Here is a 24,830-nt window from a genome sequence, read left to right as displayed (position 1 = left end):
TTCAAATGTGAGGGACGCCCACGATGCCGCACGCGTACGGTCTGCCGTCCGCCCGGAAGCGGAGTCCGGCCGGGGACCTTGCCTCCGCCTGGGCGCCGGCGCGGTCCGGCGCAGGCCGACTCGGGGTTCCTGCCCGGGTTACGCGCTGGCTTCCCGCCTGCTCGCCCAATCTCCGGGAGCGGGCAGGCGGGAACGCGGGCAGGGCTCTTCGCGGGGTGCCTACTGCCCGACCTGGCCAGGCCGCAGGACCTGGGTGAACAGCACCGAGCCGCCCTCCTGGATCAGCCGGACCGTCAGCTCGCCGCTGTCGCCGTCGATCTCGACCTCGCCGTAGTTCTGCCCGCCTTCGAGCGGAGAGACGTTCGGACGGGCCGGCGCCTTGACGAACACCTGCTGCGGACCGAACGTGCCGTCCAGCTTGACCGCCGGGAAGCCGCCCGCGTTCAGCGGCCCCGACACGAACTCCCAGAACGGTGCGAAGTCCTTGAACGCCGCGCGCTCGGGGTCGTAGTGCTGGGCGGAGGTGTAGTGCACATCGGCCGTCAGCCACAGCGTGCCCGTGATCCGGTTGTGCTTGATGTGCCGCAGCAACTCCGCGATCTGCAGCTCACGCCCCAGCGGCGCGCCCGGATCGGCCTGCGCGACCGCCTCGAAGTTGGTCGCCCCGTCCCCGACGACCAGCCCCAGCGGCATGTCGGAGGCGATCACCTTCCACACCGCACGGGACCGGCGCAGCTCGCGCTTGAGCCACTCCAACTGCTCGGCGCCGAGGATTCCCTGGGTCTCCTCGGGCTGCCGCCCGGGCGAGTTCGCGTTCCGGTAGGTCCGCATGTCCAGGACGAAGACGTCCAGCAGCGGGCCATGCCGCAGCACCCGGTAGACCCGGCCCTCTCCGTCCGGGCGCAGCGTGGAGATCGGGAAGTACTCGGCGAAGGCCTGCCGCGCCCGAGCCGCGAGTACGTCCACGCGCTTCTCGGTGTAGCGGGAGTCGTCCAGGATCTCACCCGGGTACCAGTTGTTGATGACCTCGTGGTCGTCCCACTGGATCACCGTCGGCACCTGGGCATTGAAGCGCCGCAGGTTCTCGGCGAGCAGGTTGTAGCGGAAGTTCCCGCGGTACTCCGCGAGGGTTTCGGCGACCTTCGACTTCTCCTCCGTGGTGACGTTCCGCCAGATCCGGCCGTCCGGCAGCGTCACGGCCGGCTGGATCGGCCCGTCCGCGTAGATGGTGTCGCCGCTGCACAGGAAGAAGTCCGGGTTGCGGCCGCGCATCTCGTCGAAGACCGGGAAGCCGCCGCGGTCCGGGTTGATGCCCCAGCCCTGGCCGGCGAGATCGCCCGACCACAGGAACCTTACGCCTCCCCTGGCCCCCGGCATGGGGGACCCCAGCCGCCGCACCGGCGCCGTACGGAAGGTGCCGTACACCGGTTCACCGGTGCGCCGGGGGTCCTCCGCGTCGGCGAGCACCACGCGGTAGTGCACCTGCTCGCCGGGCGGCAGGCCGCGCAGGGGGGTCTTCCCCGTGAAGTCGGTGCCGGGGCCCACGAGTGGTCCGAGATGGCGTTCCACCCGGCTGAACGACTCCGTCGCGGAGGTCTCGACGATCATCCGGGCCGGGCGGTCGGACCGTACCCACACCAGGCCCGACGAGGTCGTCACATCTCCGACCTGCACGCCCCAGCGGGCGGCCGGCCGGCCGGACAGCGCCTGCGCGGGCGCCGTGCCGGACAGCGACGGCAGCGCTGCGGCCGCACCGGCGACGACCCCGCCCCGCAGCACCGCCCGCCGTCCGACCCCTCTCATGGATCCCTGTGCCATCTGGTTCCTCCCGCGCTCAGGTTGTCGACTGTTCGCAGTGTCGTGCCTGTGGCCGGCGGTGCCAGGTGCCACACCGAAACGGTCAGTGAACAACTGGCCTGCGGCGCCCTCGGGGGGATGGCCGCCCAGGCCGGCAACAAGCGGACCCCGCGCGCGATCTCGCCCGGTGGGAGGTGGGCGTAGCCGAGCACCAGCCGCACCGAGCCGTCGTCCGCCGACGGCGTTCCGTAGTCGGACAACCGGAGAGACGGCGGCCCTGGTCTGGCAGGCCGCCGTCGTCATCGTGGTTGGGCGATGGGCTCCGGGGTTCTCGGCGCGCGGTCAGCTGTCGCCGACGACGGCCTCCGCGTCACGGCTGACCGCACGGTCACGCCCCGCCGCGGTGCCGCTGCTCCCGTCGAGGATGACGCGCGCCACCAGCGCGGGGTCGTCGCTCATCGGGACATGGCCGCAGCCCGGGAGAGGTACGAGCCGCGCGTCCGGGATCACGGACTTGGCCCGGTCCGCCTGACGGGGAATCAGGAGCCGGTCGCGGTCGCCCCAGGCGATGGTGACCGGGACGCCCGGCACATCATCGGCGACCCGTACGTCCAGGCCGGCGGCGAGCGTGGCCCGGAAGCCGGCGGCCTCGCGCAGCGCCAAGGTCTCGGCGACCGCGGCCTCCGGTGAACGCCGTCCCGGCCGGGCGTAGATGCTGCTGACCAGCACCGCCCGGCCGGCGGCCGTCCGCGACAGCCCACGGATGACGGGCAGCGGCAGCGCCCGGGCCCCGATGCGCATGCCCCGCAGCAGGGCGAAGGCGTAGCGGCGCTCGGTCTGCGTCCAGAAGCCGGCGGGGGAGAGCGCGGTGACCGACCGGGCCAGGTCTTCCCGGCCCATCGAGAGGGCGAGCAGTCCGCCGAGCGAATTCCCGGCCACGTGGGGCCGGTCGATGCCCAGCTCCTGGCACAGCGAGCCGAGCGCGGGTACGACGGTCGACAGGCCGTGGGGGACGCCGTCCGGCAGCGCGGCCGACTCGCCGAAGCCCGGCAGGTCGATGGCGATGACATCGCGCTCGGTCGCGAGGATGTGGAGCACCGGGTCCCAGGCCTGGCGGTGGTGGCCGATGCCGTGCAGGAGCAGCAGGGGCTCTCCGGAGCCGCGCCGTTCGTACGCGACGGACACCGCGCGGGATCCGGCGGGGGAGTCGATCGGGACCGACACGACAGCGGACATGAATGCGCTCCTCGTTCTCGGCAGCGGCCGAACGTAGCTAGACGGTGTGTCAACAATGGCCGCCGGGTGGCGCGAAGTTCAAGGGGCGCGCACGCATCCTGTACGGCCGGACCCTGCCACGGGTCCGGCTTGTGCGGGTAAGACCTGGTGCGGTGCGTCGCCCCACCGGCGGGGCTTGCCTCGGACCTGCCTGGACACCGGCCGGCCCGTGCGGTGGGATGGACGGGTGGCCATCGACACCGCGACCGACGTCTTCGAGGAGCACCGCCCCGTTCTCACCGGGGTCGCCTACCGCATGCTCGGCCGCGTCGCCGACGCCGAGGACGTCGTGCAGGAGGCATGGCTGCGCTGGTCGGGCACCGATCACGCCACTGTCCGGGCACCTCGCGCCTTCCTCGTACAGATCACCACCCGCCTGGCCATCGACCGGCTGCGGCAGCTTCAGGCCCGGCCCGAGGCGTACGTCGGGCCGTGGCTGCCCGAACCGATCGTCACCGACTATGCCCGCACCGTCCCGGACGCCGCCGAGCGGGCAGTGCTCGCCGAATCGGTCTCGCTCGCCGTCCTCGTCGTCCTGGAGTCCCTCTCGCCCCTGGAGCGGGCGGTGTTCGTGCTCCGCGAGGCCTTCGGATTCCCGTACGCGGAGATCGCCGGCATTCTCGACCGCGGCGAACCGGCCGTACGGCAGCTCGCCGCGCGTGCCCGGCGGCACGTGGACGAGCGCAGACCCCGCTTCACCGTCGATCCGGCCGAACAGCGCGATCTGACCGAGCGGTTCCTCGCCGCGGCCACCGGCGGCGACCTCGACGGGCTGCTGAAGCTGCTCGCCCATGATGCCCGGCTGGTCGGCGACAGCGGCGGCAAGGCCAAGGCCCCGCTGCGGGTGCTGCAGCCCGCGGACAAGGTCGGCCGCTTCCTGTGCGCGGTGTCCCAGCAGCCCGTCGAGGACATGGAGATCCTCATCCGCGAGATCAACGGCGTGCCCGCGGTGCTGATCCTCTCGGGTGGGCGGCCGGACACCGTCTTCTCGCTCGACGTGGCGCCCGACGGCCGCATCTCGTGCGTCTACGTCGTGCGCAACCCGGACAAGCTCGCCGCCGTGGCACCGTAACTCTGCGCGCGGACCGTACGGTTACCGGCGGACCGTACGGTCTCGCGCACGGCGTCCGCCGTCTTCTCCGCCGCATCGCGCGCCGTCTCGTAGCCGATGCCGACGGCGTGACCGGCCCGGGCGAGCCGTACAGCGACCGCCGCGCCGATCCCGCGACTGCCGCCCGTCACCACGGTGACCTGGTCCAACGCCTGCCCCCCCTCCCGGACGCCGATGATCAGCGACGTTACACCCGGCCGCGGTGCGAACGGCTTGTGAACGCTGCGCGGCAGCTCTCATGGGGGCTGAGCACCGGTCCAGGATTGGTCTTGACCAAGGGTGGGGGCCGTCCTATGGTCGCAGGGTTAGTGCAGGAATCTTTCATAAACAAGGGCGCGAAATAACCGGCGGGGACACGGCGATCGCGGAGGACAGGGTGGGGACCACGCAGCTGGAATCAGTGCCTGAGCCGAAGTACTGGCACCTGAAGACCGTGCTCAGCGAGGCGCTCGAGTCGGAGTTCGAGGTCGGCGAGATCCTGCCCAATGAGCGCGAGCTCGCCGCCCGTTTCGGCGTTGCCCGCGCCACCCTCCGGCAGGCCCTGGAGCAGCTCGAACTCGAAGGCCGGCTGCAGCGCCGGCGCGGGGTGGGTACGACCGTGGCGCCGCCTCGGATGGGCGTGGATGTCGGCACCCGGCCGCAGGCCTGGCCCGGTGCGGCCGGGGACGTCTGGCAGGCCGTCGACTGCGAGGAGACGGTCCCGCCCTCGGCGGTCGCCCGGATGCTGGACACCGATGTCGACGAGCGGGTGCACACCATACGCCGTACTCGTACGACCGACGGTCAGCCGGTCGCTGCGGAACTGCTGTACGTACCGGCCGGGTCGGTGCCGGGCATCCCGGCGATCGACGCACCCACGGGTGGGGCGCGGGCGCGGGCCGTGCTTCGGGAGCTTCAGCGGCTCGAACTGCAAGGCCAGGAACGGGCGGTGGAGCTGGGATCGGCGCGGGCGGACGACGCCAAGCAGCTGGAGCGGCTGCCGGGTGCGCCGGTGCTCGTGGTCACCACCCGGTACCTGGCACGGGGCCGCACGGTTGCGGTGGCGGTGGCCACGTACCGCGCGGACACCTGCCGGCTCACCTTCGGTGAGGGCGCCTTCCAGATCGCCCCCGACACGGGGCACCGGCGCGCGTCCTGACCTCCATGGCTCTCGCCCGCCTCGTTCAAGGGGCGGGCGGGCAGTGCCGGGGAGCGCCTCGGCGAGTGGTGTGCCTGGAAGACTCCGCGGCCTCCCACGGTGCGCGAAGGTCCAGGCCTTGGCGCAAGGCCGATGGTGGCCTCAGCGGCGAGCGGAAACCGTGCCGTCGATCGCGAACAACTGTTCCTCGACGTGGTCGAGAGCGATCCGCAGCGCGCCCGTCGGCACCGCTGCCTCGCCCAGCATCGACAGCGTCACCCGCGGCGGCCGCAGGCAGTAGCGGGCCAACTCGCCGCGCAATGGCTCCAGCACACCATCCAGCCCTGCCGCCCAGCCGCCGATCACCACCAGCTCCGGGTCGAGCGCGAGCACCAGTGCCGCCACGTCATGCACCAGCCGCCGCAGAAAGCGGTCCACTGCCGCACGCGCCTGGACGTCCCCGGCCCGTGCCTGCTCGAACACCCGGGCCACCGCGGCCTCGTCCAGCGGGTGCAGCGGCTCGCCGGTCGTCGACAGCACCTGCTCCGGCATGGCCTCCCGCCCCAGCAGATGCAGGGCTCCGATCTCCCCCGCCGCGCCGCCATAGCCCCGGTGCAGCCGGCCGCCGATGAGCGAGCCCGCGCCAGGGCTCAGCCCGGCCAGGACGAACACCACGTCGTCGGAGTCGACGCCCGCGCCCTTCCAGTGCTCGGCCACCACGGCGGCGTTGGCGTCGTTCTCCACCAGCACCGGACAGCGGAAGGAGCGCCGCAGCCGGTCGCCGAGGGGCAGCCCGGTCCAGCCCGGCAGGGCGGTGCTCAGCGCTACGGTTCCGCTCGCCGCGACGATGCCGGGCGTTCCGACGCCGACCGCCCGCAGCGAGCTGCGGGCGACGCCCTCGCGCCGCAGCAGATCGGCGACCGCGGTCCGTACCCGCTCCAGCCGCTCGTCCGCCGTGGCCGTCTCGGACACCTCGCGGGCCAGCGACCCCATCACCCGCCCGGTGAGATCGGACAGCAGTACGGCGATCCGGCGCGGCCCGATCTCGATGCCCAGCAGATGCCCGGCCTCCGCGCGGAAGCGGAACCTCCTGGCAGGACGGCCCTGGCGGCGCGTCCCGCCCTCCTCAGGGACCGCCTCCACCACCAGACCGGTCGCCACCAGCCCTTCGACAACGCCCTCGAGGGTCGGCCGGGACAGGCCCGTGACCTGGACGAGATCGGTGAGGGTGGCGCATTCGCGCTCGCGGAGCGCGTACAGCACCACGGCGGAGTTGATCCGTCGCAGCAGGGATGGGTCCCCGCCGGTGAGCCGCCCCAACGCGGGCCTCCCTCCCTGTGCGTGTGTGGCGGATCGTATCCGCGACAGCAGCGGTGCGGCGAGCCGGTGGCGGGTCACGCCGGGACCGACGAACCGCCGCGCCGGTGACTCGCAGCGCCCCCAAAGCACTTGACGGACCGCCAAATGTCATAGCACCAGGGTTTACTGGCCGTATGGACACCGCCGCCCACCTCGACGCGATCGACCAGCTGCGTGCCCGCCCCTTCCCGGCACAGCGGGTGGCCCCGTCGCGCGGTGGCGTGCCGGCCCTGGTCGAGAGCGGCCCCGGATTCCACATAGCCGGCCTCAGGGTCAGCGAGGGCTTCTGGGACGCGGACATCACGCGGGTGGAAGAGGTGGCGGAGGAGTTGGAGGCCGAGCTTCATGTGCTCGTGGTGGTGCTGACGCGGCGCTGGGGCGAACCCGCGCTGATCTCCCTCCTTGACCACTTGGAGCGCTCCGCCATGGGCGATCCGGTCCCGCCCCCGCTGGATGTGCTCTGCGGCTATGTGCCGGAGGTGTACGCCTGGCGGGTCGACGGCCGCTGGATCGGACTCGGCCTCGGGCAGGGAGACCGGGAGCTGCCGTTCCAACTGGTGCTGTCGATAGCGGAGGCTGATCTTCCCGTCCGGCCCGGCTGACCAGTGCTCACGACACGACACGCCCACGAGCCACCGCCAACAACAACCGGTCCACAAGAGCGCTGAGGGGCCGTCAGCAGGAAGCCGTGGCCCCGGCATCGCCGCCGGCCCCGGTGTGCCGGCTGTCCCGGGTGTCGGCCATGCCCGCTGACTGACGCAGCCGTCCGAACTCCTCCGCCATCGCCGTCGGCGTCCAGGCCGCGTTCAGCCCGCTGGGATTGGGCAGGACCCAGATCCGGGTGGCCCCGATCGTCCGGTCCTGCGGGCCCATACGCGCAAGCCGGTCGGCGAAGGCGACACGGTAGGCGGTGACACCGACGACAGCGAGCCACGCCGGTGCGTACGAGGTGACCTTCTCGGCAAGGCTCCGGCCACCCTCCCGCAGCTCCTCGGCGGTCAGCTCGTCGGCCCGCGCCGTCGCCCGCGCCGCGACATTGGTGATGCCCAGCCCGTACTCCGGCAACTCCCGTTCCTGCGCGGGCTTCAGCTGTCGCGGGGTGAAACCGGAGGCGTACAGTACGGGCCAGAAGCGGTTGCCGGGGCGGGCGAAGTGATGCCCGGTGGCCGCCGACCAGAGGCCCGGGTTGATGCCGCAGAAGAGTACGCGCAGGCCGCCCGCGATCACATCGGGAACGGTGCGATCGCGGGCGGCCTCGAGTTCTTCGCGCTTCATACGAGCGCCAACCGTATCCGGCGGCCGCTCAGAGAATGGCGCCCGGCGTGTACGCGGCGGCCTCCGGGTGCTGCTTGACGATTTCCTCGATGCGGGAGACCACGGCGGCAACCTGGTCGCGAGCCGCGCCTGTGAAGGACAGCTTGTCGGCCATCAGTGCGTCCAGCTGCGCGCGGTCCAGCGGAATCCGCTCGTCCGCCGCGAGCTTGTCGAGCAGCTCGTTGCGCTCGGCGCCCTGCTCGCGCATGGCGAGCGCGGAGGCGACGGCGTGCTCCTTGATCACCTCGTGCGCGGCCTCGCGGCCGACTCCGGCCCGCACGGCCCCCATCAGCACCTTCGTCGTGGCGAGGAAGGGGAGGTACCGGTCCAGCTCGCGGGCGATGACGGCCGGGAAGGCACCGAACTCCTCGAGTACGGTCAGGAAGGTCTCCACCAGCCCGTCGAAGGCGAAGAAGGCGTCCGGCAGCGCGACGCGGCGCACCACCGAGCAGGAGACGTCGCCCTCGTTCCACTGGTCGCCCGCCAGCTCGCCCGTCATCGAGGCATAGCCGCGCAGGATCACCGCAAGGCCGTTGACGCGCTCGCAGGAGCGGGTGTTCATCTTGTGCGGCATCGCGGACGAGCCGACCTGGCCCGGCTTGAAGCCCTCGGTCACCAGCTCGTGTCCGGCCATCAGCCGGATCGTCTTGGCCAGCGACGACGGCGCGGCCGCCAGCTGCACCAGCGCGCTCACCGCGTCGTAGTCCAGCGAGCGCGGGTAGACCTGGCCGACCGAGGTGAAGACGTGCGCGAAGCCAAGGTGCTCCGCGATCCGGCGCTCCAGCTCGGCGAGCTTCTCCGCGTCCCCGCCGAGCAGGTCCAGCATGTCCTGTGCGGTGCCGACGGGGCCCTTGATGCCGCGCAGGGGGTAGCGCTCGAGCAGGTCCTCCAGCCGCCCGTACGCCACCAGCAGCTCGTCGGCGGCGGTCGCGAACCGCTTGCCGAGGGTGGTGGCCTGGGCGGCCACGTTGTGCGAGCGGCCGGCCATCACCAGCTCGGCGTGCTCAGCGGCCAGCTTCCCCAGCCGGGCCAGCACCGCGACGGTACGGTCCCGCATCAGCTCCAGCGACAGCCGGATCTGCAGCTGCTCAACGTTCTCGGTCAGGTCCCGCGAGGTCATGCCCTTGTGGACGTGCTCATGGCCGGCGAGGGCGTTGAACTCCTCGATCCGGGCCTTCACATCGTGCCGGGTGACCTTCTCGCGCTCGGCGATCGACGCCAGGTCGACCTGGTCCAGGACCCGCTCGTAGTCGGCGATCGCCTGGTCCGGCACGTCGATGCCGAGATCCTTCTGCGCGCGGAGCACGGCGAGCCACAGCCGCCGCTCCAGCGTCACCTTGTACTCGGGGGACCAGAGGACGGCGAGTTCCGGGGAGGCGTAGCGGCCGGCCAGGACGTTGGGGATGCGGGGCTTGGCAGTCACGTATGCAGAGTCTACTGGGCGTCGTCGCAGGCCAGCGCCACGGCCTGGGCACAGCGACGAGGCAGGTCGGGGCCGCGCCTGGTAGGTACCTACCAAACCCGCCGCCTCGTCAGGTCTCGGACCTCGCCTCGTACGGCAGCAACTCCGCATGCTTGGGCGGACGGCCGTCGCCCGAGGAACGGCCGGTCAGCCGACGGCCTATCCAGGGCAGCAGGTGCTCACGGGCGAACCGCAGATCGGCACCGCGCCGGGCGTGCCAGCACGTCGGTACCGCCGGGGGCAGGGGAGCCGTCCAGTCGTCCTCCGGTTCATGACCGAGCGCCTGCCACACGGCCTCGGCGACCCGGCGGTGGCCCTCCGCGTTCAGATGCAGCCGGTCGTCCGCCCACAGTCGCGGATCGCTGAGCACCGGTGTGCCGAACAGGTCCACCACCACGGCGCCATGCCGCTCCGCCAGGCGGTCCAGATGCGCGAAGAGCGTCCGCATGCGCGGCATGAGCCGTGTGCCGACCGGCCCATGTTTCCGCGGGCTGCGCATCAGCACCAGTTGCTTGCAGCTGGGCGCCAGGCGCGTGACTGCCTCCTCCACCCGTGCGCAGAGCAGGTCCAGGTCGCAGCGGGGGCGCAGTGCGTCGTTCAGGCCGCCGACGAACGTGACCACGTCCGCACGCATCGATGCCGCCAGGTCCACCTGCTCGTCCAGGATCTGGCCGATCAGCTTTCCGCGCACCGCGAGGTTCGCGTACCGGAAGCCGGGGGTGCGGGCGGCCAGCCGGCCCGCCAGCAGGTCGGCCCAGCCGCGATAGCTGCCGTCGGGCAGCTCGTCCGACATGCCCTCGGTGAAGGAGTCGCCGACCGCGACGAGACTGGTGTACGTGGCATTCATCTGCATGGCGGCAGGCAGCATACCGTGCGGTATGCGCAGCGCTGAGAGGCGGCTCACAGCCGCCGCCCGGCGCCTCACGTAGGCTCCCCAGCGCCGCAGCACCTCGATTGACAGGGAACGACGCGATGACCGCTGCTACGGAAGCCGCCCCTCGGACCGGCGGGCCCTCGGAGGGCGAAAGCCTCCTGGAGCACCTGCTCGGCTGGACACTGGCCGTCCTGCTGGCGATGTTCGCCACCGGGGCAGGTCTCATGTGACATCCGCCACCGGGGCAGGTCTCATGTGACATCCGGCCGCGGCCGCTTGTGGTCGATCGCCGCGGCGAGAGCGGGGTCGATGTGCCGCAGCGCGGCCACGGTGAAGGAAGTCGCGAATTCGCCGGCGGACGTCGGGTCCAGGTCCGCGGTGAACAGCGCGTAGCGAGCGCCCTCGACCGTCAGGCCGACGACGAAGGCGGCGCACAATTCGGCGCTGAGCCCCCACGGCTCGCGACCGTGCCGCTCCGTGAAGCCCCGGATGCGCAGCGTCAGTTCCCGGGTGGCGGCGTCCATCAACTGCTGCCGGGCCTCGGCGGCCGCACCGGTCGTCTCGGCGCCGAACAGCAGCCGGAACTGCGCCGGTTGGGCCGCCGTGAAGTCGAACAGGGCCACCATGCCCGCCCTGACCTGCTGCTCCAGCGGCAGCTCGGATGCCGCCGCCCAGGCCCGGAAGAGTCGGCTGCGCAACGCGTCGGCGGCGCCGGCCGTGCATCGGCGGTACAGCTCGTCCTTGCTGCCGAAGTGGGCGTACAGCGTCGGTTTCGTCGAGTGGGCGCGAGCCGCCACGGCGTCCATCGTCGTGGACCGGAAGCCGGTCTCGGCGAATTCCACGCAGGCGGCTTCGAGCATGTCCGCGGCGGTCGGCCGACTGATCATGACGAACACTTTACTTCGCAGTAAAGCGCTTTTAGGGTTAACCCGGCAGTTGGCCGTGGGTCTGATCAATTCCCCCAGGGAGGCGCGCGGCGACAGCCGCCAGGCCGACGCCCGCGGGCGCCGACCGGCCCCGGCCGTAGCGGAGACCTCATGTACCAGGAGCACACCACCGGATCGCCCGAGGGCGCGGTTTCGCCCACCACGCAGGGTCGGTTCGTGCTCTCCGGCCTTCCCCGGCAGCAGCGCCGGGTCGCCGGGCCCTGGGAACTGCCCTGCAGCCCGTCCGCCTGCCGCGGCGCCAGGACGATGATCCGCGCCGTCCTCGCCGACTGGCACCTGGAACACCTCACCGACACCGCTGAACTGCTGGTGAGCGAGCTGGTCGGCAACGCCCTGCTGCACGCGGACGGCCCGCTGCGGATCACCGTCGAATGCCGCCAGAGGCTGCGCTGCCAGGTCGCCGACGGCAGCACCGAACTGCCGCGGCTGCGCTCCGCCGCACTCGACGACGAGCACGGCCGCGGGCTGGCACTGGTGACCTTGATGTCCGACGCCTGGGGCGTGGACCGCACCGCCTCCGGAAAGTCGGTCTGGTTCGAACTCGCCTGACGACCGGCCCGCCGCGTACGGGGCAACCGTGCGTACGGCGCCTCACGGCGGCAGCAGCCGGCCCTCCGCCATCTCCAGCCGCGTCCCGGTGAACCGCTCCCGCAGCCGGCGATCGTGGGACACCACCACCAGCGTGCCCGCGTACCCCGCCAAGGCCTGTTCCAGCTCCTCCACCAGCGTCGGCGACAGATGATTCGTCGGCTCGTCGAGCAGCAGCATCTCCGCCGGGCGGGTGAGCAGCCGCGCCAGCTCCAGCCGGCGCCGCTGGCCGACCGAGAGCCCCTCCTCCGGCACCTGGAAGTCCTCCTCACGGAACAGCCCGAGGCCCGCCAGCGCGTCGGCGTACTCCTCCGGCGCCCCCGGCAGGCCCTCCGCGAATGCAGCCAGCAGCGGGCGCCGGGAGGCGACCGGAGGGACCTCCTGCGGAAGCCGGCCGATCCGCTCGGGCAGCCGGACCCGGCCCCGGTCCGGGACCAGCTCGCCGGAGAGCACCCGCAGCAGCGTGGTCTTCCCCGCCCCGTTCGGTCCCGTCAGCAGTAGCCGCTCACCGGTGGCGAGCTCCAGCCGGTCCACCGCCAGCCGGCCTTCGACCACCACCCCCACCAGCTCAGCTGCCGGGAGATCCTCCGCCTCCTCGTCCCGCCGCGGGCCGCCCCGTACGGCCACCGTGAAATGCAGCGGTTCCGGGGGCCTGGGCACCGGCTCCTCCCGCAGCCGCCTCAGCCGCTCCCGGGCATTGCGTACGCGGCCGGACAGCTGCCCCTCCACCGACCGCTGATGCCTGGTCCAGTCGGGCCGGCCGGACATCCGCCAGCCTGCGGCCAGCCGCTCCGAACCGGCGTTCGCCAGCTGCTCCTGCCGCTCCACCTCGTCCCGCCAGTCCCGGTAGCGGTGCTCCCAACGGCGCCGCTCGGCGGCCTTCTGATCCAGCAGCCCGGCCCAGCCGCCGCCGTAACGCGTCACCGACCGCCGGTCGCCGTCCACCTCCACCACGGCGTCGGCGACCCGGTCCAGGAAGGTCCGGTCGTGGGTGACCGCGACGACGGTGCCCCGGTGGGCGCGCAGCCGGCCCTCGAGCCAGCCGACCCCCGCGTCGTCGAGGTGGTTCGTGGGCTCGTCGAGCAGCAGCAGCTCCGGCGAGGAGGCCAGCACGCAGGCGAGGGCCAGGCGGGACTGCTCGCCGCCCGAGAGGCTGCCCAGTAGGCGGTCGCGGTCCAGGTCCGGCAGGCCGAGGGCGTCCAGAGCGGTCTCCAGACGGGTCTCCGCGAGGTAGCCGTCGCGTGCCTCGTACGCCGCGACCAGGTCGCCGTACGCCGCCACCGTCTGCTCGTCCGCCGACCCGAGCGTGGCTTCCGCCTCCCGCATCCGACGCTCCAGGTCGCGCAGCTCGGCGAGCGCGTCGTCGATGGCCTCCTGCACCGTTGAGGCCGGGGGCAGGCCGAGGACTTGGGGGAGGTAGCCGGTGCCGCCGTCGGCGGTGACCGTCACCCGGCCTTCGTCGGGCTTCGCGCGCCCGGCCAGCAGGCGGAGCAGGGTGGACTTGCCCGCCCCGTTGTCGCCGATGACGCCCACGTGTTCACCGGGCCGGACCCGCAGCGAGACGTGGTCCAGCACCGGACGGCCGGGGAAGCCGACCGACACCTGGTCCACGGCTACCTGGGATGTCATTCGGCCCTCCTTTAGGCGCTCGGCCGGCCTCCGGGCTCCCCCTGGGGGTACCCCCACCCGGGCCGTTAGGCCCGGGGGGACTACCGCTGGAGGGCCGGCGTCGACTCCCCCTGGGGGCACCTCCCGGGCCGTCAGGCCCAGGGGGCTACCGCTGGGGGGTGCCCCCAGGCCCGGCGTCGACTCCCCCTGGGGGCACCTCGCGGGCCGTCAGGCCCAGGGGGCCACCGCTGGGAGGTGCCCCCGTCTTTCGACACCGGCGCGCCCTTTGGCTCGCTCGCCCAGGTCAGCCCGCAGGTGCCTTGCCCATCAGTTCGCGCAGTACGTCCTCCAGGGTGACGAGCCCGGCCAGGCGCCCGTCGTCTCCGATCACCGCCGCCAGGTGCGTACCGGTGCTGCGCATCGCCGCGAGTACGTCGTCCAGCGGTGTGGACGCCCGGACTTGGGCGATCGGCCGCATCGCCGTCCGCGCGAAGGGTACGTCCCGCGGCCGAGCGTCCAGCGCGTCCTTGACATGCAGATAGCCGACGATCCGCTGCTCCTCGTCCACGACCGGGAAGCGGGAGAAACCCGACTCCCATGCCAGCTGCTCCAGCCCCTCCGGCGTTACCCCGAGCGGTGCCGACACCACCCGCTCCACCGGCAGCACCACCTCGCGGACCGGGCGCCGGCCCAGCACCAGCGCCTCGCGCAGCCGCTCGGTTGCCCGCTCGTCCAGCAGCCCCGCCTCGCTGGAGTCCGCGACCATATGAGCCAGCTCGTCGTCCGAAAACGTCGCCGCGACCTCGGCCTTCGGCTCCACCCGCAGCAGCCGCAACAGCGCGTTCGCAAAGGCGTTGACGGCGAAGATCACCGGGCGCAGGGCCCGCGTCAGGGCCACCATCGGCGGGCCCAGCCACAGTGCCGAGCGCACCGGCTCCGCGAGCGCGACGTTCTTGGGCACCATCTCGCCGATCAGCATGTGCAGATACGTCGCCACCGCCAGCGCGATGGCGAACGACACCGGAGCGTTCAGGCTGTGCGGCAGCCCCACCAGGTCGAAGACGGGCTCCAGCAGGTGCTCGATCGCCGGCTCGGCGACCACACCGAGGATCAGGGTGAACAGCGTGATGCCCAACTGTGCGGTGGCCATCAGCGCCGAAACGTGTTCCAGTCCCCACAGCACGCTCCGCGCTCGGTGGTCGCCCTTCTCCGCGAGCGGCTCGATCTGGCTGCGCCGCACGGAGATCATGGCGAACTCGGCGCCCACGAAGAAGGCGTTGGCGACCAGCGCCACCAGGCCGACGAACAGCTGTATCGCGGTCATCGGTCACTCTCCTCGGCGCTGAGCCCGGCGGTGCCGGGGAGGGGCGCGCGCAGCCGTATGCGCGCCGCGCGATGGCCCGAGGCGTCCACCACTTCGATCCGCCAGCCGGCCACCTCGATGGAGTCTCCTGGGGCGGGGATCCGGCCGAGCGCGGTAGCGACCAGCCCCGCCAGAGTCTCGTACGGGCCCTCCGGCGCGTGCAGTCCGATACCTTCCAACTGGTCGAGACGCGCCGAGCCGTCCGCGTCGTACAGCATGCGCCCCTCCTCGTCCACGCCCGCCGGGGCGAGGTCGGGGGCCTGCTGCAGGTCGTGCTCGTCGCGGACCTCGCCGACGACCTCCTCGACGATGTCCTCCAGGGTGACCACCCCGGCCGTACCCCCGTACTCGTCGATGACCACGGCCATGTGCCGGCTCGAGAGCTGGTCCAGCAGCCGGTCCACGGTCAGCGTCGTCGGTACGAGCAGCGGTTCGTGCATCAGGTCGGAGACCGGATGCCGGTGCCGCCGCTCGGCGGGGACGGCGAGGACGTCCTTGATGTCGACCACGCCGATGACGCTGTCGAGGCTGTCCCGGTAGACGGGAAAGCGGGACAGGCCGGTGGCGCGGGTGGCGTTGGCGACATCCTCCGCAGTGGCCTGCACATCCAGCGCGATGACCTGCACCCGCGGCGTCATCACGTTCTCCGCGGTGAGTCCCGCCAGGTTGAGGGTACGGACGAACAGCTCGGCTGCGTCCGCCTCGAGCGCGCCCTCCTTCGCCGAGTGCCGGGCCAGCGCCATCAGCTCCTGCGGGCCGCGGGCGGAGGCGAGCTCCTCGGTCGGCTCCAGGCCCATCCGGCGCACCATCCGGTTGGCGGCGTTGTTGAGGTGCTTGATCAGCGGCCGGAAGGCCAGGCTGAACATCCGCTGCGGCCCGCCGACCCGCTTGGCCACCGCCAGCGGCCGGGAGATCGCCCAGTTCTTGGGCACCAGCTCGCCGACGACCATCAGCACAATGGTGGAGATCCCGGTGCCCAGCGCCAGGGCGATGGAGGATGCCGCCGAGGGGCCCAGTCCGATGGCCTTCAGCGGCCCCGTCAGCAGTCTGCCGAGGGACGGCTCGGCGAGCATACCGATCACCAGGCCGGTGACGGTGATGCCGAGCTGCGCTCCGGACAGCTGGAAGGTGAGGGTGCGCACCGCCTTCAGCGCGCTGTCCGCACCCCGCTCGCCTCTCGCCGCGGCCCGCTCGAGCACGCTGCGCTCGACGGTGGTCAGCGAGAACTCGGCCGCGACGAAGACCGCGCAGGCGAGGGTCAGCAGCACGGCGAGCGCCAGCAGAACCACTTCGGTCATCTGTTCACCTCCGTCCCATGATCCGGCAGGGAGGTGGGGAACGCGCGATGACTGCTACCAGGAGGCTCGCCCGGGAGCGGCCGCTCACACCTTTCGACTGCATCACAGGAAGAGAGAGCACCCATGCTAGAGCGCTCCGGCGAAGAACCGATCGGGTCGCGCTCATGCGCCGAGCGGCTTGACCCAGCGGCTCCACTGCGGCTCGCGCACATAGCCCGCGCCGCTCCACGCGTGGTGGGCGAGCTCGTTGCGGTCCAGCACCATGGCGTCGCCGCGCCGCCCGCCGAGCGCGACGAACCGCTCCTCGGCGGCCCGCAGCAGTGCGTTCGCCACGCCCTGGCGTCGGTGGTCCGGATGGACGGCGAGCCGGTAGAGATGGCAACGCCACCCGTCGAAGCCCGCGATGACGGTGCCGAGAAGTTCGCCCCCGCGCTCGGCGAGCAACAGGGCCTCGGGATCGCGGGCGATCAGCCGGGCCACGCCGTCCGGGTCGTCACTGATGCTGGCGCCCTCCGCCGACACCCTCCAGAAGGCGAGTACGGCGTCGAGGTCCGCGGGCGTGCCGGCCCGTATCCGAAGATCACTCATGCCCGCCATCCCACCACCGCGCGGGCCGCGGCGGCACCCGGATTACGGGGCTCACTCATGGGCGATGGCGGCCAGGACATTCATCCTCGACGCGCGCAGGGCAGGCAGCAGCGCCGCCGCCAGCCCGACCACGACCGAGCCGGCCACCACCGCAACGATTGTGGGCCACGGAACCGCGAGAGCCTTCATCCCCTGCAGTGCCAGCACCCGCTGAGCCGCCACCCCCCACACCAGCCCCAGTCCGAGCCCCAGCACCGCGCCGAACACCGCGATCACCACCGACTCCAGGCGGATCATCCGGCGCAGCTGGACCCGGGAGAGGCCGATCGCTCTCAGCAGGCCGATCTCGCGGGTGCGCTCGACGACCGACAGCGCAAGGGTGTTGACCACTCCGAGTACCGCGATGACGATCGCCAGTCCGAGCAGCGCGTACACCAGGTAGAGCAGCACCGCGATCTGGTCCCGGATCAGCTTCTTGTAGTCGGCCTGGTCGCGCACGTCCACCTGCGGGAAGGGATCGAGCGCGCGCTCCAGACGGTGGCGCAGTAGCACCGGGTCGGTGCTGTTTGTGGCGTTGACGTACAGCGCGGCGTCCTGCCCCTCCGGGAGGTGCCGCTCCAGCGTCGGCATGCCGAGGAAGAAGCCGCCCGGATTGCCCAGACCCTCGCCCGACTCCTGCTTGGTCAGCGCGCCCACGGTCAGTACGGTCTTGCCGCCGGTGGAGAACGTCACCGGGAGCCGGGTGCCACGGCGGATGCCGTGCTCGTCCGCGTAGACCTTCTCCACAGCGACCCTGCCGTCGGCGAGCGCGGAGGCGGTGTCCCCGGCGACGTACTCGATCTTCGCCACTTGGTCGAGGTTCCCGTCGAAGCCCCCGCCGGTCGTCGTAACGGTCTTCCCGTCCGGCAGCGCGACCCGCATCGGCGCGAACCGCTGCCGTACGAGCATGCCGACGCCGGGCACCTTCCGGACCCGCTCGGTGATCTCCCGGGGGAACGGTCCGTAAGAGCGGTTCTGCACGACGAAATCGGCCCCCAGCGTCTTGTCGATCTGCTGGTCGAAGGATCTGGCCATCGATGCCCCGGCCACCGACATGCCGGCCACCAGCGCCAGCCCGACCATCAGCGCCGCGGCCGTGGCCCCGGTACGCCGGGGATTGCGCAGCGCGTTGCGCTGGCTCAGCCGGCCCACCGGGCCGAACAGCGCCGGGAACGCCCCACCCAGCACCCGGATCACCGGCCGCACCAGCAGCGGACCCGCCACCACGGTGGCGATCAGCGTGAGGACCAGGCCGAGTGCCAGCAGCGAGGAAGCCGGCGCCGTGTCCGTCTGCGCCGCGCAGCCCACCAGCGCCGCCGCGCCCGCCGCGCCGAGCACCGCCCCCGTGACACCCCGGATCCGCAGCGGCCGTCCCACGCCCGCGACCTCCACGTCGGCCAGCGCGGCCATCGGAGAGACCCGGGCCGCACGCCGCGCGGGCAGGTAGGCGGCGATGAACGTCACGGCGACGCCGACCACATACGACGCCACCGGCGTCTTCCAGCCGATCACCATCTGCGCGGCGTCGAGGTTCATCCCCCTCAAGGACATCAGCCAGATCAGCCCGGCCGCGAGAGCGATCCCGGCGGCCAGCCCCAGCGTGGACCCCACCAGGCCCAGCAGCAGCGCCTCGGTCAGCACCGAGTGGCGCACCTGGCGGCGGTCGGCGCCCAGCGCCCGCAGCAGTCCCAGCTCGCGGGTGCGCTGCGCGATGAGCATCGAGAAGGTGTTGACGATGAGGAAGATGCCGACGAGCACCGCGATCGCGGCGAAGCCCAGCATCACGTACTTGATCACATGCAGAAAACCGCCGAGCTTCGCCGAGGACGACTTCGCCTGTTCCTCCCGCGTCCGCAACTGGTAACCCGGGCCGATCTCCTGGGCGATGCGCTGCTTGAGCACCCGGTCCGGCACACCGGGGGCGGCGTCCACCGTGATGGCACTGGCGGCGCCGGGCCGGCCCAGCAGCCGCTCTTGGGCGGTCGGTGTGTCCAGGGCGACCAGTGCCGCGCCCGGGTTGGTGGTGGTGAAGGTCATGATGCCCACCACCCGTACGGAGAACCTGCCCGGGGGTGCCACCATCCGCAGGGTGTCCCCGAGCACGACATGTCTGCGCTTGGCCGTGTCCGCGTCGAGGAGCGCCTCGCCCGGGCCGCGCGGAGCGTGTCCGCTGGTGAGCTGCACGGGGCTGCGGTGGCCGGGGGACCAGTTGCGGGCCATCGTCGGCGCGCCGGTGGTGGGCCCAACCGGCTTGTTCCGTACGTCGGTGACCGTGAGGTTCGCCAGCTCGACATCGACGTGCGCGGCGGCCACCCCGCGGGTTGCCGCCACACGCTCGCGCAGCCGGGCGGGAAGGGTCGCCACCTGCCCCGACGCCAGCCCGCCTCGCTCGTCGAACTCCGTCCTCGGGGTCACCGTCACATCCGCGGCCGTCGACGCGAAGAGCCGGTCGAAGGTGCGGCTGACGGTGTCCGAGAAGATCAGGCTGCCCGCGACGAAGGCCACCGACAGCACCACCGCCAGCGCGGACAGCAGCAGGCGGCCCTTGTGCGCGAGAAAGCTGCGCAGCGTTGCCCGGAGCACCGGATTCAGGCCTTCCGGACGGTGTCGGCGCCGGAGGTGCGGGGAGAGCCTCCGGAGAAGATCTGTATGCGATCCAGCACCGCCTCGGCAGTCGGGCTCGCCATGTCGTCGACGATCCGGCCGTCGGCAAGGAACAGCACCCGGTCGGCGTGGGCCGCGGCGCCGGGATCATGGGTCACCATCACCACCGTCTGCCCCAGCCCGTCCACCGCCTCCCGCAGGAAGCGCAGCACCTCCAGGCCCGCCCGGGAATCGAGATTGCCCGTCGGTTCGTCGGCGAAGATCAGCTCCGGGCGCGAGGCCAGCGCGCGGGCACAGGCGACCCGCTGCTGCTGGCCCCCGGAGAGCTGCGCCGGCCGGTGGGTGAGCCGGTCCCGCAGGCACAGGGTGTCGATGACTCGCTCCAGCCACTCCGGGTCCGGTTTACGGCCCGCGATGTCCATCGGAAGGGTGATGTTCTCCGCCGCCGTCAAGGTGGGCAGCAGATTGAAGGACTGGAACATGAAGCCGACACGGTCCCGGCGCAGCCGGGTCAGCCGGCCATCGTTCAGATGGGTAATCTCGGTCTCGCCCAGCCACACCCGGCCCGCGGACACCGTGTCCAGGCCCGCGAGACAGTGCATCAGCGTCGACTTGCCGGAGCCCGACGGGCCCATCACCGCGGTGAACCGGCCCCGTGCGATCTCCACATCCACCGCGTCGAGCGCGAGCACCGCCGTCTCGCCCGAGCCGTATGCCTTGGTGAGCGCCGATGCGCGGGCGGCCGTCGGCGCGGGCTGCGCCACGCCGGATGCCGCGTCGTCTGCCGTAGGTGTGGACAAGGCCGCCTCCCGGGATCGGGATCTACTCGTACCGAGCTACGCCGTACCGCCCGAGCGTAGAGCGCACCGGCCCGACCGGCATCCTCCGGCGTCGGCCGGCGGCCGCATTCGCACCTCCGCATTACCTGGCAGGATGAGCTGCCCGGCAAGCCGCTCTTGCGGGTGCTAGCGCAGGAGCGCTAGCTTTGATGACGTGGCCAAGACACAATTGAACGTCCGTGTGGACGAAGCCACCGCCGAGACGGCGCGGCAGCGCGCCCTCCAGCGGGGCCTGAGCATGAACCGGTACATCGAGGAGCTCGTCCGCCGGGACGCCGGCGAGGTCGGCCAGACGTTCGTCGAGGCCGCCGCAGATTTCATGAAGCAGTACGAGAACGTGTTCGCGGAGGAGTTCGGCGAGGGGCACAAGAAGCTTTGAGCCTGCGTATCGATCTCGCCTGGCTGCTCATGGTGGCTGAACACAACACCCCGGGCGACCCGCAGGTCACCGACTGGGGCGCGCTCGTCGCCGCCGTCAGCCGGCACGAGGCGGAGATATTCGGTGTGCCCGTCTACACCGACCCGCAGGACCGCGCCGCCGCCCTGCTCCAGCTGCTGTTGCACGTACCGGCCCTCGAGCGGTCCAACGCGATGTTCGCCTCGGCCGTGGCCTACGCCTATCTCGTCGCCAGCGGACTGAAGGTCACCACCTCGCCGGAGCAGGTCCGCGATCTGGCCAGGCTGGTCAAGGACGGTACCGCCGATGTGCACGCCATCGCCGATGAGTTGCGCACCTGGAGCAGCTGACGTCCCCACGTCGCCAACTGGCCCGGCGGCGCGCTCAGTCGAGCAGCTTGGCACGCCAGAACCGGTGGATGATCTCCCGGAATCCGGTGTGCGACGGGTTGCGTCCCACATGCCCGAAGGCCCAGTTGCGCGCCTGCTCGAAGTCCTCGTCGGCCTCTGAGGTGTCCCCGCACGTCGTGCACTGCATCTCATAGATGATCGGCGGCGCCTCAGCCGCCGTCTCCGGGCTCATCAGCCACTCCGCATGACGAATGACCGTGTGTGCGCTCACTCGGTCCTCCCGTTCCGTTCCGCGGGCCGTACGTCGCCGGGCAGGGTCTCCCATTCGCAACCGCCGCCGGGCGGGCGCAGGTACATCCTCCCGCCCTGTGTGTCCATAACGATGCCCACGGCTTGTCGTCGCATATCCCACACAAGCACGCCAACGTCCGGCGGTGTTGCCCGCCGCACCGGTCCACAGGTGGCACGGTCCTTGCCCACGGGGGCTACTATCCTCGGTGTTCACCCGCCGCTGCAAGCACATCTGCAAGTACATCCGTAAGAACGTGTGTGCTTGCAGGGGACTTTGAGGTGGCGTCAGTGTCCGTGGGGGACAAACTCACATCCACGGTTGCAAGGGAGAGATCCACAGGTGCAGCAGTTCGACAACGGCGTACCGGCGACCCACCTCCATGGCGTGGCCTGGCACAAGAGCCGCTACAGCAACCCCAACGGAAACTGCGTGGAGATCGCCAAGCTCCCCGGTGGGGACATAGCCGTCCGCAACTCCCGTGACCCGGAAGGCCCGGCGCTCATCTACACCCCGGCCGAGATCGCCGCGTTCCTCCTCGGCGCGAAGGACGGCGAGTTCGACAGCATGGTGGGCGGCGGCTGACCGGCACTGACGCACTGGTCATCGCTCGCGACTGTACGAGACGGCCCCACCGGTGCCACACTGAGCGCTCACCCATTCACACAGGGGAGTCAGGCATGACCGCCGCTCAGACGAGCCGCGAACCGACCATACGGCGCTATCTCGAGTACCCGCGGGGCGGGCCCACCGTTCTGCGCATAGTGCTCGGCACCCAGCTCCGCAGGCTTCGCGAGGCAAGTGGCATCACCCGGGAGGCGGCCGGGGACGCGATCCGTGGCTCCCATGCGAAGATCAGCCGCCTGGAGCTGGGGCGGACCGGCTACAAGGAGCGCGATGTAGCTGACCTGCTGACGCTCTACAACGTAACCGACGAGGGCGAGCGCGCGGACTTCCTCGCGCTCGCCCGGCAGGCCAGCGCCCCCGGCTGGTGGCACCAGTACGGGGACGTCCTGCCGAGCTGGTTCGAGACCCACATCGGTCTGGAAGAGGCGGCGTCCCTCATCCGCACGTATGAGAACCAGTTCATCCCCGGCCTGCTGCAGACCGCGGAATACGCCCGCGCGGTGATGCGGCTCGGCCACCCGCAGGCCTCCCCGGGCGAGATCGAACGCCGGGTCGGTCTGCGTCTCGCCCGGCAGCGGCTGCTCACCGCGACCGACGCGCCCCGGCTGTGGGTCGTGCTGGACGAGGCCGCACTGCGCCGGCCGGTCGGCGGCATCGAGGTGATGCACCGTCAGCTGGAGCACATGCTGGAGATGTGCCGGCTGCCGAACATCACACTGCAGGTCGCGCCGTTCAGCGCGGGTGGCCTGGCGGCGGCCGGCGGCCCCGTGACCATTCTGCGCTTCCTGGAACCGGACCTGCCCGACATCGTGTACCTGGAGCAGCTCACCAGCGCTCTCTACCTCGACAAGCGGGACGACGTCGACAACTATCTGTCCGTCATGGACCGCCTGTGCGCGGAGGCGGAGCGCCCTGCCGACAGCATCCGCTTTCTGAGCAAGGTTCTTGACCAGCTCGGCTGATCAGCTCGTTCGAGGACTGCCGGTCCGGCCGTACGGCCCACCCCCACCCACTCGCTCGGCTCCCGAGTGAGCTGCTCCGGCGTGCACGGGCTTCGTACGGCGGGTGTCCGCTTACAGGCGACCGTCAGGCCACGGGCCGGCGCGCCACCCCGAGCACATGCGCCGACATCGGCAGCGGCAACGCGGAGTCGGGGGAGCGCAGCCGCCGGAATGCAACGATCTCGAAGCCCGCCGCCTCCAGGGCGGCCAGCGTGTCGCGCCCGGTGTGGCAGCCGCCGAACAGCAGTGGCCACACCGTACGGTCCAGGGCCCGCTGGGTGGCCGCCATGGCGCGGCTTTCCGCGCGCCCGTGCTCGTAGAACCGCAACTCGCCGCCGGGCCGCAGCACTCGGCGGATCTCGCCCAGCGCGCGGGGCAGGTCCCGTACCGTGCACAGCACCAGAGAGGCCACGGCGGCGTCGAAGCCCTCGCTCTTCACCGGCAGCGCCTCCGCCGCGCCCGGCACCACATCAACGGGCACCTCGGCGCGCACCGCCGCCTCGGCAGCCAGCTGCCGCAGCCGGCGTTCCGGCTCGATCGCGACCACCTCGGAGACATACGAGGGGTAGTGCGCGAAGTTCAGCCCGTTGCCCGCCCCGATCTCGATCACCCGGCCGGACAGACCGGCCAGCAACTCCTCGCGGTGCGCGCCGACTCCGCCCTTCTCCTCCGCGAGCACGCTGACACGGGCATAGAAGCGGGCGAACAGCGGGTGGTGGACCGCGTCCCGCGGATTCTTCGTACTGCGCAGGGGCATGGCGGAACCCTTCTCCGGCGGAAGGCTGTCACCGCGATTGTCCCCCATGGGCAGTGCGCTCAGTCACAGACGAAGCAGAACTCATTCCCTTCGGGGTCGAGCATGACCTGGTAGGCCCCCTGCTCGTCCATGACCGTCGCGCCGACCCGCGCGGCGCCAAGGCGCACCGCTTCGGCAACGGACGGCTCGATCGCCCCGACCTCGATGTCGAGGTGCAGCCGGTTCTTGACCGTCTTGCACTCCGGCACCGGCTGGAAGGCCAGCCGGACGCACCCGGGCGGCTCGACATGGGACCAGCCGCGGTTACGGTCGACGGGCTCGCCGCCGAGCAGTCCCGCCCAGAACCGGACCAAGGCCCTGGGGTCGTGGCAGTCCACGACGATCTGTTCCAAGCGGGCACGCATGGCCGTCAGCGTACGGCGTTACCCGTCAGTCACCGCTGCAGCGGGCCGGGCCGGTGCTCGGCCGCGAAGGCGTTCGCGTCCCAGTCCCCGCCCAGCGCGGGGGTGAGCCAATGCGCCGCACGGTCTCGGAAGTCCCCCGGGCCGAGCGCGGCGGCTCCCTGTGGGATCGCGCCGAGCAGCGGTGCGCCCGCTGCCTCGGGCAGGTCCGCGAGATTGCAGCGCGCCGCGAGGTCCGGCTCAGCCGGCCAGCTGCCGATCACCGTGCCCGGGCACTCCAGGCCGCGGGCGCGCAGCGCCTCCGCCGTCAATGCCGTGGTGTTGAGCGTGCCGAGCCCGGCCGTGGTCACCACCAGCACCGGGGCGTCGAGCAGCCGCGCCGCGTCGGCCAGGGTGGCGCCCGTGGCGTCGAACCGTACGAGCAGGCCGCCCGCGCCCTCGACCAGCACCAGGTCGTGCCCGTCGGCGAGCTTCGCCGCTGCCTCGGCCACATCCTGCGGTCCCACCGGGGCCAGGCCGGCCCGGTGGGCGGCTGTCGCCGGCGCCAGCGGTTCGGGGAACCGGGCGAGTTCGACGGTCGTGAGGTTCCCGGCGAGCCGGCCGACCTCGGCCGCGTCCCCGTGTTCGTCTGGGCCCACGCCGGTCTGGGCGGGCTTGAGCACGGCCACGGAGCGGCCCTGGGCCAGCGCGGTGGCGGCCACCGCGGCGGTGGTCACCGTCTTTCCGATCTCGGTGCCCGTCCCTGTGACGAACAGAACCGTCATACCGATGCGTACCTTTCCTCATCCCCCGTGCGTGCACTGCCCCCCACCCGCCCCTTGTGAG

26 protein-coding genes and 1 pseudogene are annotated in these 24,830 nt (G+C 71.8%); 9 read left to right on the top strand and 18 right to left on the bottom strand.

Features of this window, described 5'->3' with window-relative positions; genetic code table 11:
- Positions 1–219: 219 nt before the first annotated feature.
- Positions 220–1,818 (bottom strand): alkaline phosphatase D family protein, encoded by a 1,599-nt coding sequence (locus ACY34J_RS03715; RefSeq protein WP_462725013.1) that lies wholly within the window; start codon positions 1,816–1,818, stop codon positions 220–222.
- A gap of 321 nt (positions 1,819–2,139) precedes the next feature.
- Positions 2,140–3,033: an alpha/beta fold hydrolase gene (locus tag ACY34J_RS03710; protein ID WP_462725012.1), complete on the bottom strand. Its 894-nt coding sequence runs from the start codon at positions 3,031–3,033 to the stop codon at positions 2,140–2,142.
- Between the two features lie 226 nt (positions 3,034–3,259).
- Here ACY34J_RS03710 and ACY34J_RS03705 point away from each other — a divergent pair, with 226 nt between their 5' ends.
- Positions 3,260–4,144 carry an RNA polymerase sigma-70 factor gene (locus tag ACY34J_RS03705; RefSeq protein ID WP_462725011.1) on the top strand — a complete coding sequence of 295 codons (885 nt, stop codon included), beginning with the start codon at positions 3,260–3,262 and terminating at the stop codon, positions 4,142–4,144.
- A gap of 29 nt (positions 4,145–4,173) precedes the next feature.
- On the opposite strand, the pseudogene ACY34J_RS03700 reads toward ACY34J_RS03705, so the two are convergent.
- A pseudogene (locus ACY34J_RS03700) lies at positions 4,174–4,332 on the bottom strand (SDR family NAD(P)-dependent oxidoreductase); the annotation flags it as partial.
- A 227-nt stretch (positions 4,333–4,559) separates the two neighbouring features.
- Between ACY34J_RS03700 and ACY34J_RS03695 the strand changes: the two are divergent.
- Positions 4,560–5,321, top strand: coding sequence for a GntR family transcriptional regulator (locus ACY34J_RS03695; RefSeq protein ID WP_462725010.1), 762 nt, complete (start codon positions 4,560–4,562; stop codon positions 5,319–5,321).
- Positions 5,322–5,462: 141 nt separating this feature from the next.
- On the opposite strand, the gene ACY34J_RS03690 is transcribed toward ACY34J_RS03695, so the two are convergent.
- On the bottom strand, positions 5,463–6,620 hold the full coding sequence (locus ACY34J_RS03690; RefSeq protein ID WP_462725009.1) for an ROK family protein: 1,158 nt from the start codon (positions 6,618–6,620) through the stop codon (positions 5,463–5,465).
- Between the two features lie 173 nt (positions 6,621–6,793).
- Here ACY34J_RS03690 and ACY34J_RS03685 point away from each other — a divergent pair, with 173 nt between their 5' ends.
- On the top strand, positions 6,794–7,261 hold the full coding sequence (locus ACY34J_RS03685) for a hypothetical protein (protein WP_462725008.1): 468 nt from the start codon (positions 6,794–6,796) through the stop codon (positions 7,259–7,261).
- Between the two features lie 73 nt (positions 7,262–7,334).
- Here ACY34J_RS03685 and mug read toward each other — a convergent pair whose 3' ends face one another.
- The 3 genes from mug to ACY34J_RS03670 form a co-directional block, all read right to left on the bottom strand.
- Positions 7,335–7,934 carry a G/U mismatch-specific DNA glycosylase gene (gene mug / locus ACY34J_RS03680; protein WP_462725007.1) on the bottom strand — a complete coding sequence of 200 codons (600 nt, stop codon included), beginning with the start codon at positions 7,932–7,934 and terminating at the stop codon, positions 7,335–7,337.
- A gap of 28 nt (positions 7,935–7,962) precedes the next feature.
- On the bottom strand, positions 7,963–9,396 hold the full coding sequence (gene purB / locus ACY34J_RS03675; protein WP_462725006.1) for an adenylosuccinate lyase: 1,434 nt from the start codon (positions 9,394–9,396) through the stop codon (positions 7,963–7,965).
- A gap of 109 nt (positions 9,397–9,505) precedes the next feature.
- Positions 9,506–10,288, bottom strand: a complete 783-nt coding sequence (locus ACY34J_RS03670) for an SGNH/GDSL hydrolase family protein (RefSeq protein ID WP_462725005.1) — start codon at positions 10,286–10,288, stop codon at positions 9,506–9,508.
- A gap of 119 nt (positions 10,289–10,407) precedes the next feature.
- Between ACY34J_RS03670 and ACY34J_RS03665 the strand changes: the two genes are divergently transcribed.
- Complete coding sequence (locus ACY34J_RS03665; RefSeq protein WP_462725004.1) at positions 10,408–10,539, top strand: SCO1431 family membrane protein; 132 nt, start codon at positions 10,408–10,410, stop codon at positions 10,537–10,539.
- A gap of 21 nt (positions 10,540–10,560) precedes the next feature.
- Here ACY34J_RS03665 and ACY34J_RS03660 read toward each other — a convergent pair whose 3' ends face one another.
- Positions 10,561–11,196 carry a TetR/AcrR family transcriptional regulator gene (locus ACY34J_RS03660; protein WP_462725003.1) on the bottom strand — a complete coding sequence of 212 codons (636 nt, stop codon included), beginning with the start codon at positions 11,194–11,196 and terminating at the stop codon, positions 10,561–10,563.
- A gap of 150 nt (positions 11,197–11,346) precedes the next feature.
- On the opposite strand from ACY34J_RS03660, the gene ACY34J_RS03655 reads away from it, so the two are divergent.
- Positions 11,347–11,805, top strand: coding sequence for an ATP-binding protein (locus ACY34J_RS03655; RefSeq protein WP_462725002.1), 459 nt, complete (start codon positions 11,347–11,349; stop codon positions 11,803–11,805).
- Between the two features lie 42 nt (positions 11,806–11,847).
- Here the strand turns inward: ACY34J_RS03655 and abc-f are convergent, their stop codons facing one another.
- The 6 genes from abc-f to ACY34J_RS03625 form a co-directional block, all read right to left on the bottom strand.
- Positions 11,848–13,473, bottom strand: a complete 1,626-nt coding sequence (gene abc-f, locus ACY34J_RS03650; protein WP_462725001.1) for a ribosomal protection-like ABC-F family protein — start codon at positions 13,471–13,473, stop codon at positions 11,848–11,850.
- A gap of 283 nt (positions 13,474–13,756) precedes the next feature.
- Complete coding sequence (locus tag ACY34J_RS03645; RefSeq protein ID WP_462725000.1) at positions 13,757–14,776, bottom strand: hemolysin family protein; 1,020 nt, start codon at positions 14,774–14,776, stop codon at positions 13,757–13,759.
- Positions 14,773–16,113, bottom strand: a complete 1,341-nt coding sequence (locus tag ACY34J_RS03640; protein ID WP_462724999.1) for a hemolysin family protein — start codon at positions 16,111–16,113, stop codon at positions 14,773–14,775. Before ACY34J_RS03640 ends, ACY34J_RS03645 begins: the two co-directional genes overlap by 4 nt.
- 162 nt (positions 16,114–16,275) lie before the next feature.
- Positions 16,276–16,701, bottom strand: a complete 426-nt coding sequence (locus ACY34J_RS03635; RefSeq protein WP_462724998.1) for a GNAT family N-acetyltransferase — start codon at positions 16,699–16,701, stop codon at positions 16,276–16,278.
- Between the two features lie 51 nt (positions 16,702–16,752).
- The gene (locus ACY34J_RS03630) at positions 16,753–19,323 is read right to left on the bottom strand and encodes an ABC transporter permease (RefSeq protein WP_462724997.1); all 2,571 of its coding nucleotides are present in this window, start codon (positions 19,321–19,323) and stop codon (positions 16,753–16,755) included.
- A 5-nt stretch (positions 19,324–19,328) separates the two neighbouring features.
- The gene (locus tag ACY34J_RS03625; RefSeq protein ID WP_462724996.1) at positions 19,329–20,144 is read right to left on the bottom strand and encodes an ABC transporter ATP-binding protein; all 816 of its coding nucleotides are present in this window, start codon (positions 20,142–20,144) and stop codon (positions 19,329–19,331) included.
- 193 nt (positions 20,145–20,337) lie between these two features.
- Here ACY34J_RS03625 and ACY34J_RS03620 point away from each other — a divergent pair, with 193 nt between their 5' ends.
- Positions 20,338–20,562, top strand: coding sequence for an antitoxin (locus tag ACY34J_RS03620; protein ID WP_462724995.1), 225 nt, complete (start codon positions 20,338–20,340; stop codon positions 20,560–20,562).
- A complete protein-coding gene (locus ACY34J_RS03615; protein WP_462724994.1) occupies positions 20,559–20,930 on the top strand; it encodes a fic family toxin-antitoxin system, toxin component in 372 nt (123 codons plus the stop codon). The genes ACY34J_RS03620 and ACY34J_RS03615 overlap by 4 nt, the downstream gene beginning before the upstream one ends.
- 34 nt (positions 20,931–20,964) lie before the next feature.
- On the opposite strand, the gene ACY34J_RS03610 is transcribed toward ACY34J_RS03615, so the two are convergent.
- A complete protein-coding gene (locus tag ACY34J_RS03610; protein WP_462724993.1) occupies positions 20,965–21,201 on the bottom strand; it encodes a DUF7848 domain-containing protein in 237 nt (78 codons plus the stop codon).
- Positions 21,202–21,561: 360 nt separating this feature from the next.
- Here ACY34J_RS03610 and ACY34J_RS03605 point away from each other — a divergent pair, with 360 nt between their 5' ends.
- Both ACY34J_RS03605 and ACY34J_RS03600 read left to right on the top strand, forming a co-directional pair.
- Positions 21,562–21,804, top strand: coding sequence for a DUF397 domain-containing protein (locus ACY34J_RS03605; protein ID WP_462724992.1), 243 nt, complete (start codon positions 21,562–21,564; stop codon positions 21,802–21,804).
- Between the two features lie 95 nt (positions 21,805–21,899).
- The gene (locus ACY34J_RS03600; protein ID WP_462724991.1) at positions 21,900–22,808 is read left to right on the top strand and encodes a helix-turn-helix domain-containing protein; all 909 of its coding nucleotides are present in this window, start codon (positions 21,900–21,902) and stop codon (positions 22,806–22,808) included.
- A 124-nt stretch (positions 22,809–22,932) separates the two neighbouring features.
- Here ACY34J_RS03600 and ACY34J_RS03595 read toward each other — a convergent pair whose 3' ends face one another.
- The 3 genes from ACY34J_RS03595 to bioD are packed head-to-tail and all read right to left on the bottom strand — an operon-like array spanning position 22,933 to position 24,769.
- Positions 22,933–23,604: a class I SAM-dependent methyltransferase gene (locus tag ACY34J_RS03595; RefSeq protein ID WP_462724990.1), complete on the bottom strand. Its 672-nt coding sequence runs from the start codon at positions 23,602–23,604 to the stop codon at positions 22,933–22,935.
- Positions 23,605–23,663: 59 nt separating this feature from the next.
- Positions 23,664–24,008, bottom strand: coding sequence for a VOC family protein (locus ACY34J_RS03590; RefSeq protein ID WP_462724989.1), 345 nt, complete (start codon positions 24,006–24,008; stop codon positions 23,664–23,666).
- Positions 24,009–24,037: 29 nt separating this feature from the next.
- Positions 24,038–24,769: a dethiobiotin synthase gene (gene bioD / locus ACY34J_RS03585; RefSeq protein ID WP_462724988.1), complete on the bottom strand. Its 732-nt coding sequence runs from the start codon at positions 24,767–24,769 to the stop codon at positions 24,038–24,040.
- Positions 24,770–24,830 lie beyond the last annotated feature (61 nt).

The sequence above is a fragment of the Streptomyces sp. HSS9-12 genome (genome assembly GCF_054963655.1).
The sequence above is the reverse complement of the archived record's forward strand: the minus strand, read 5'-3'. Positions and strand labels throughout refer to the sequence as shown.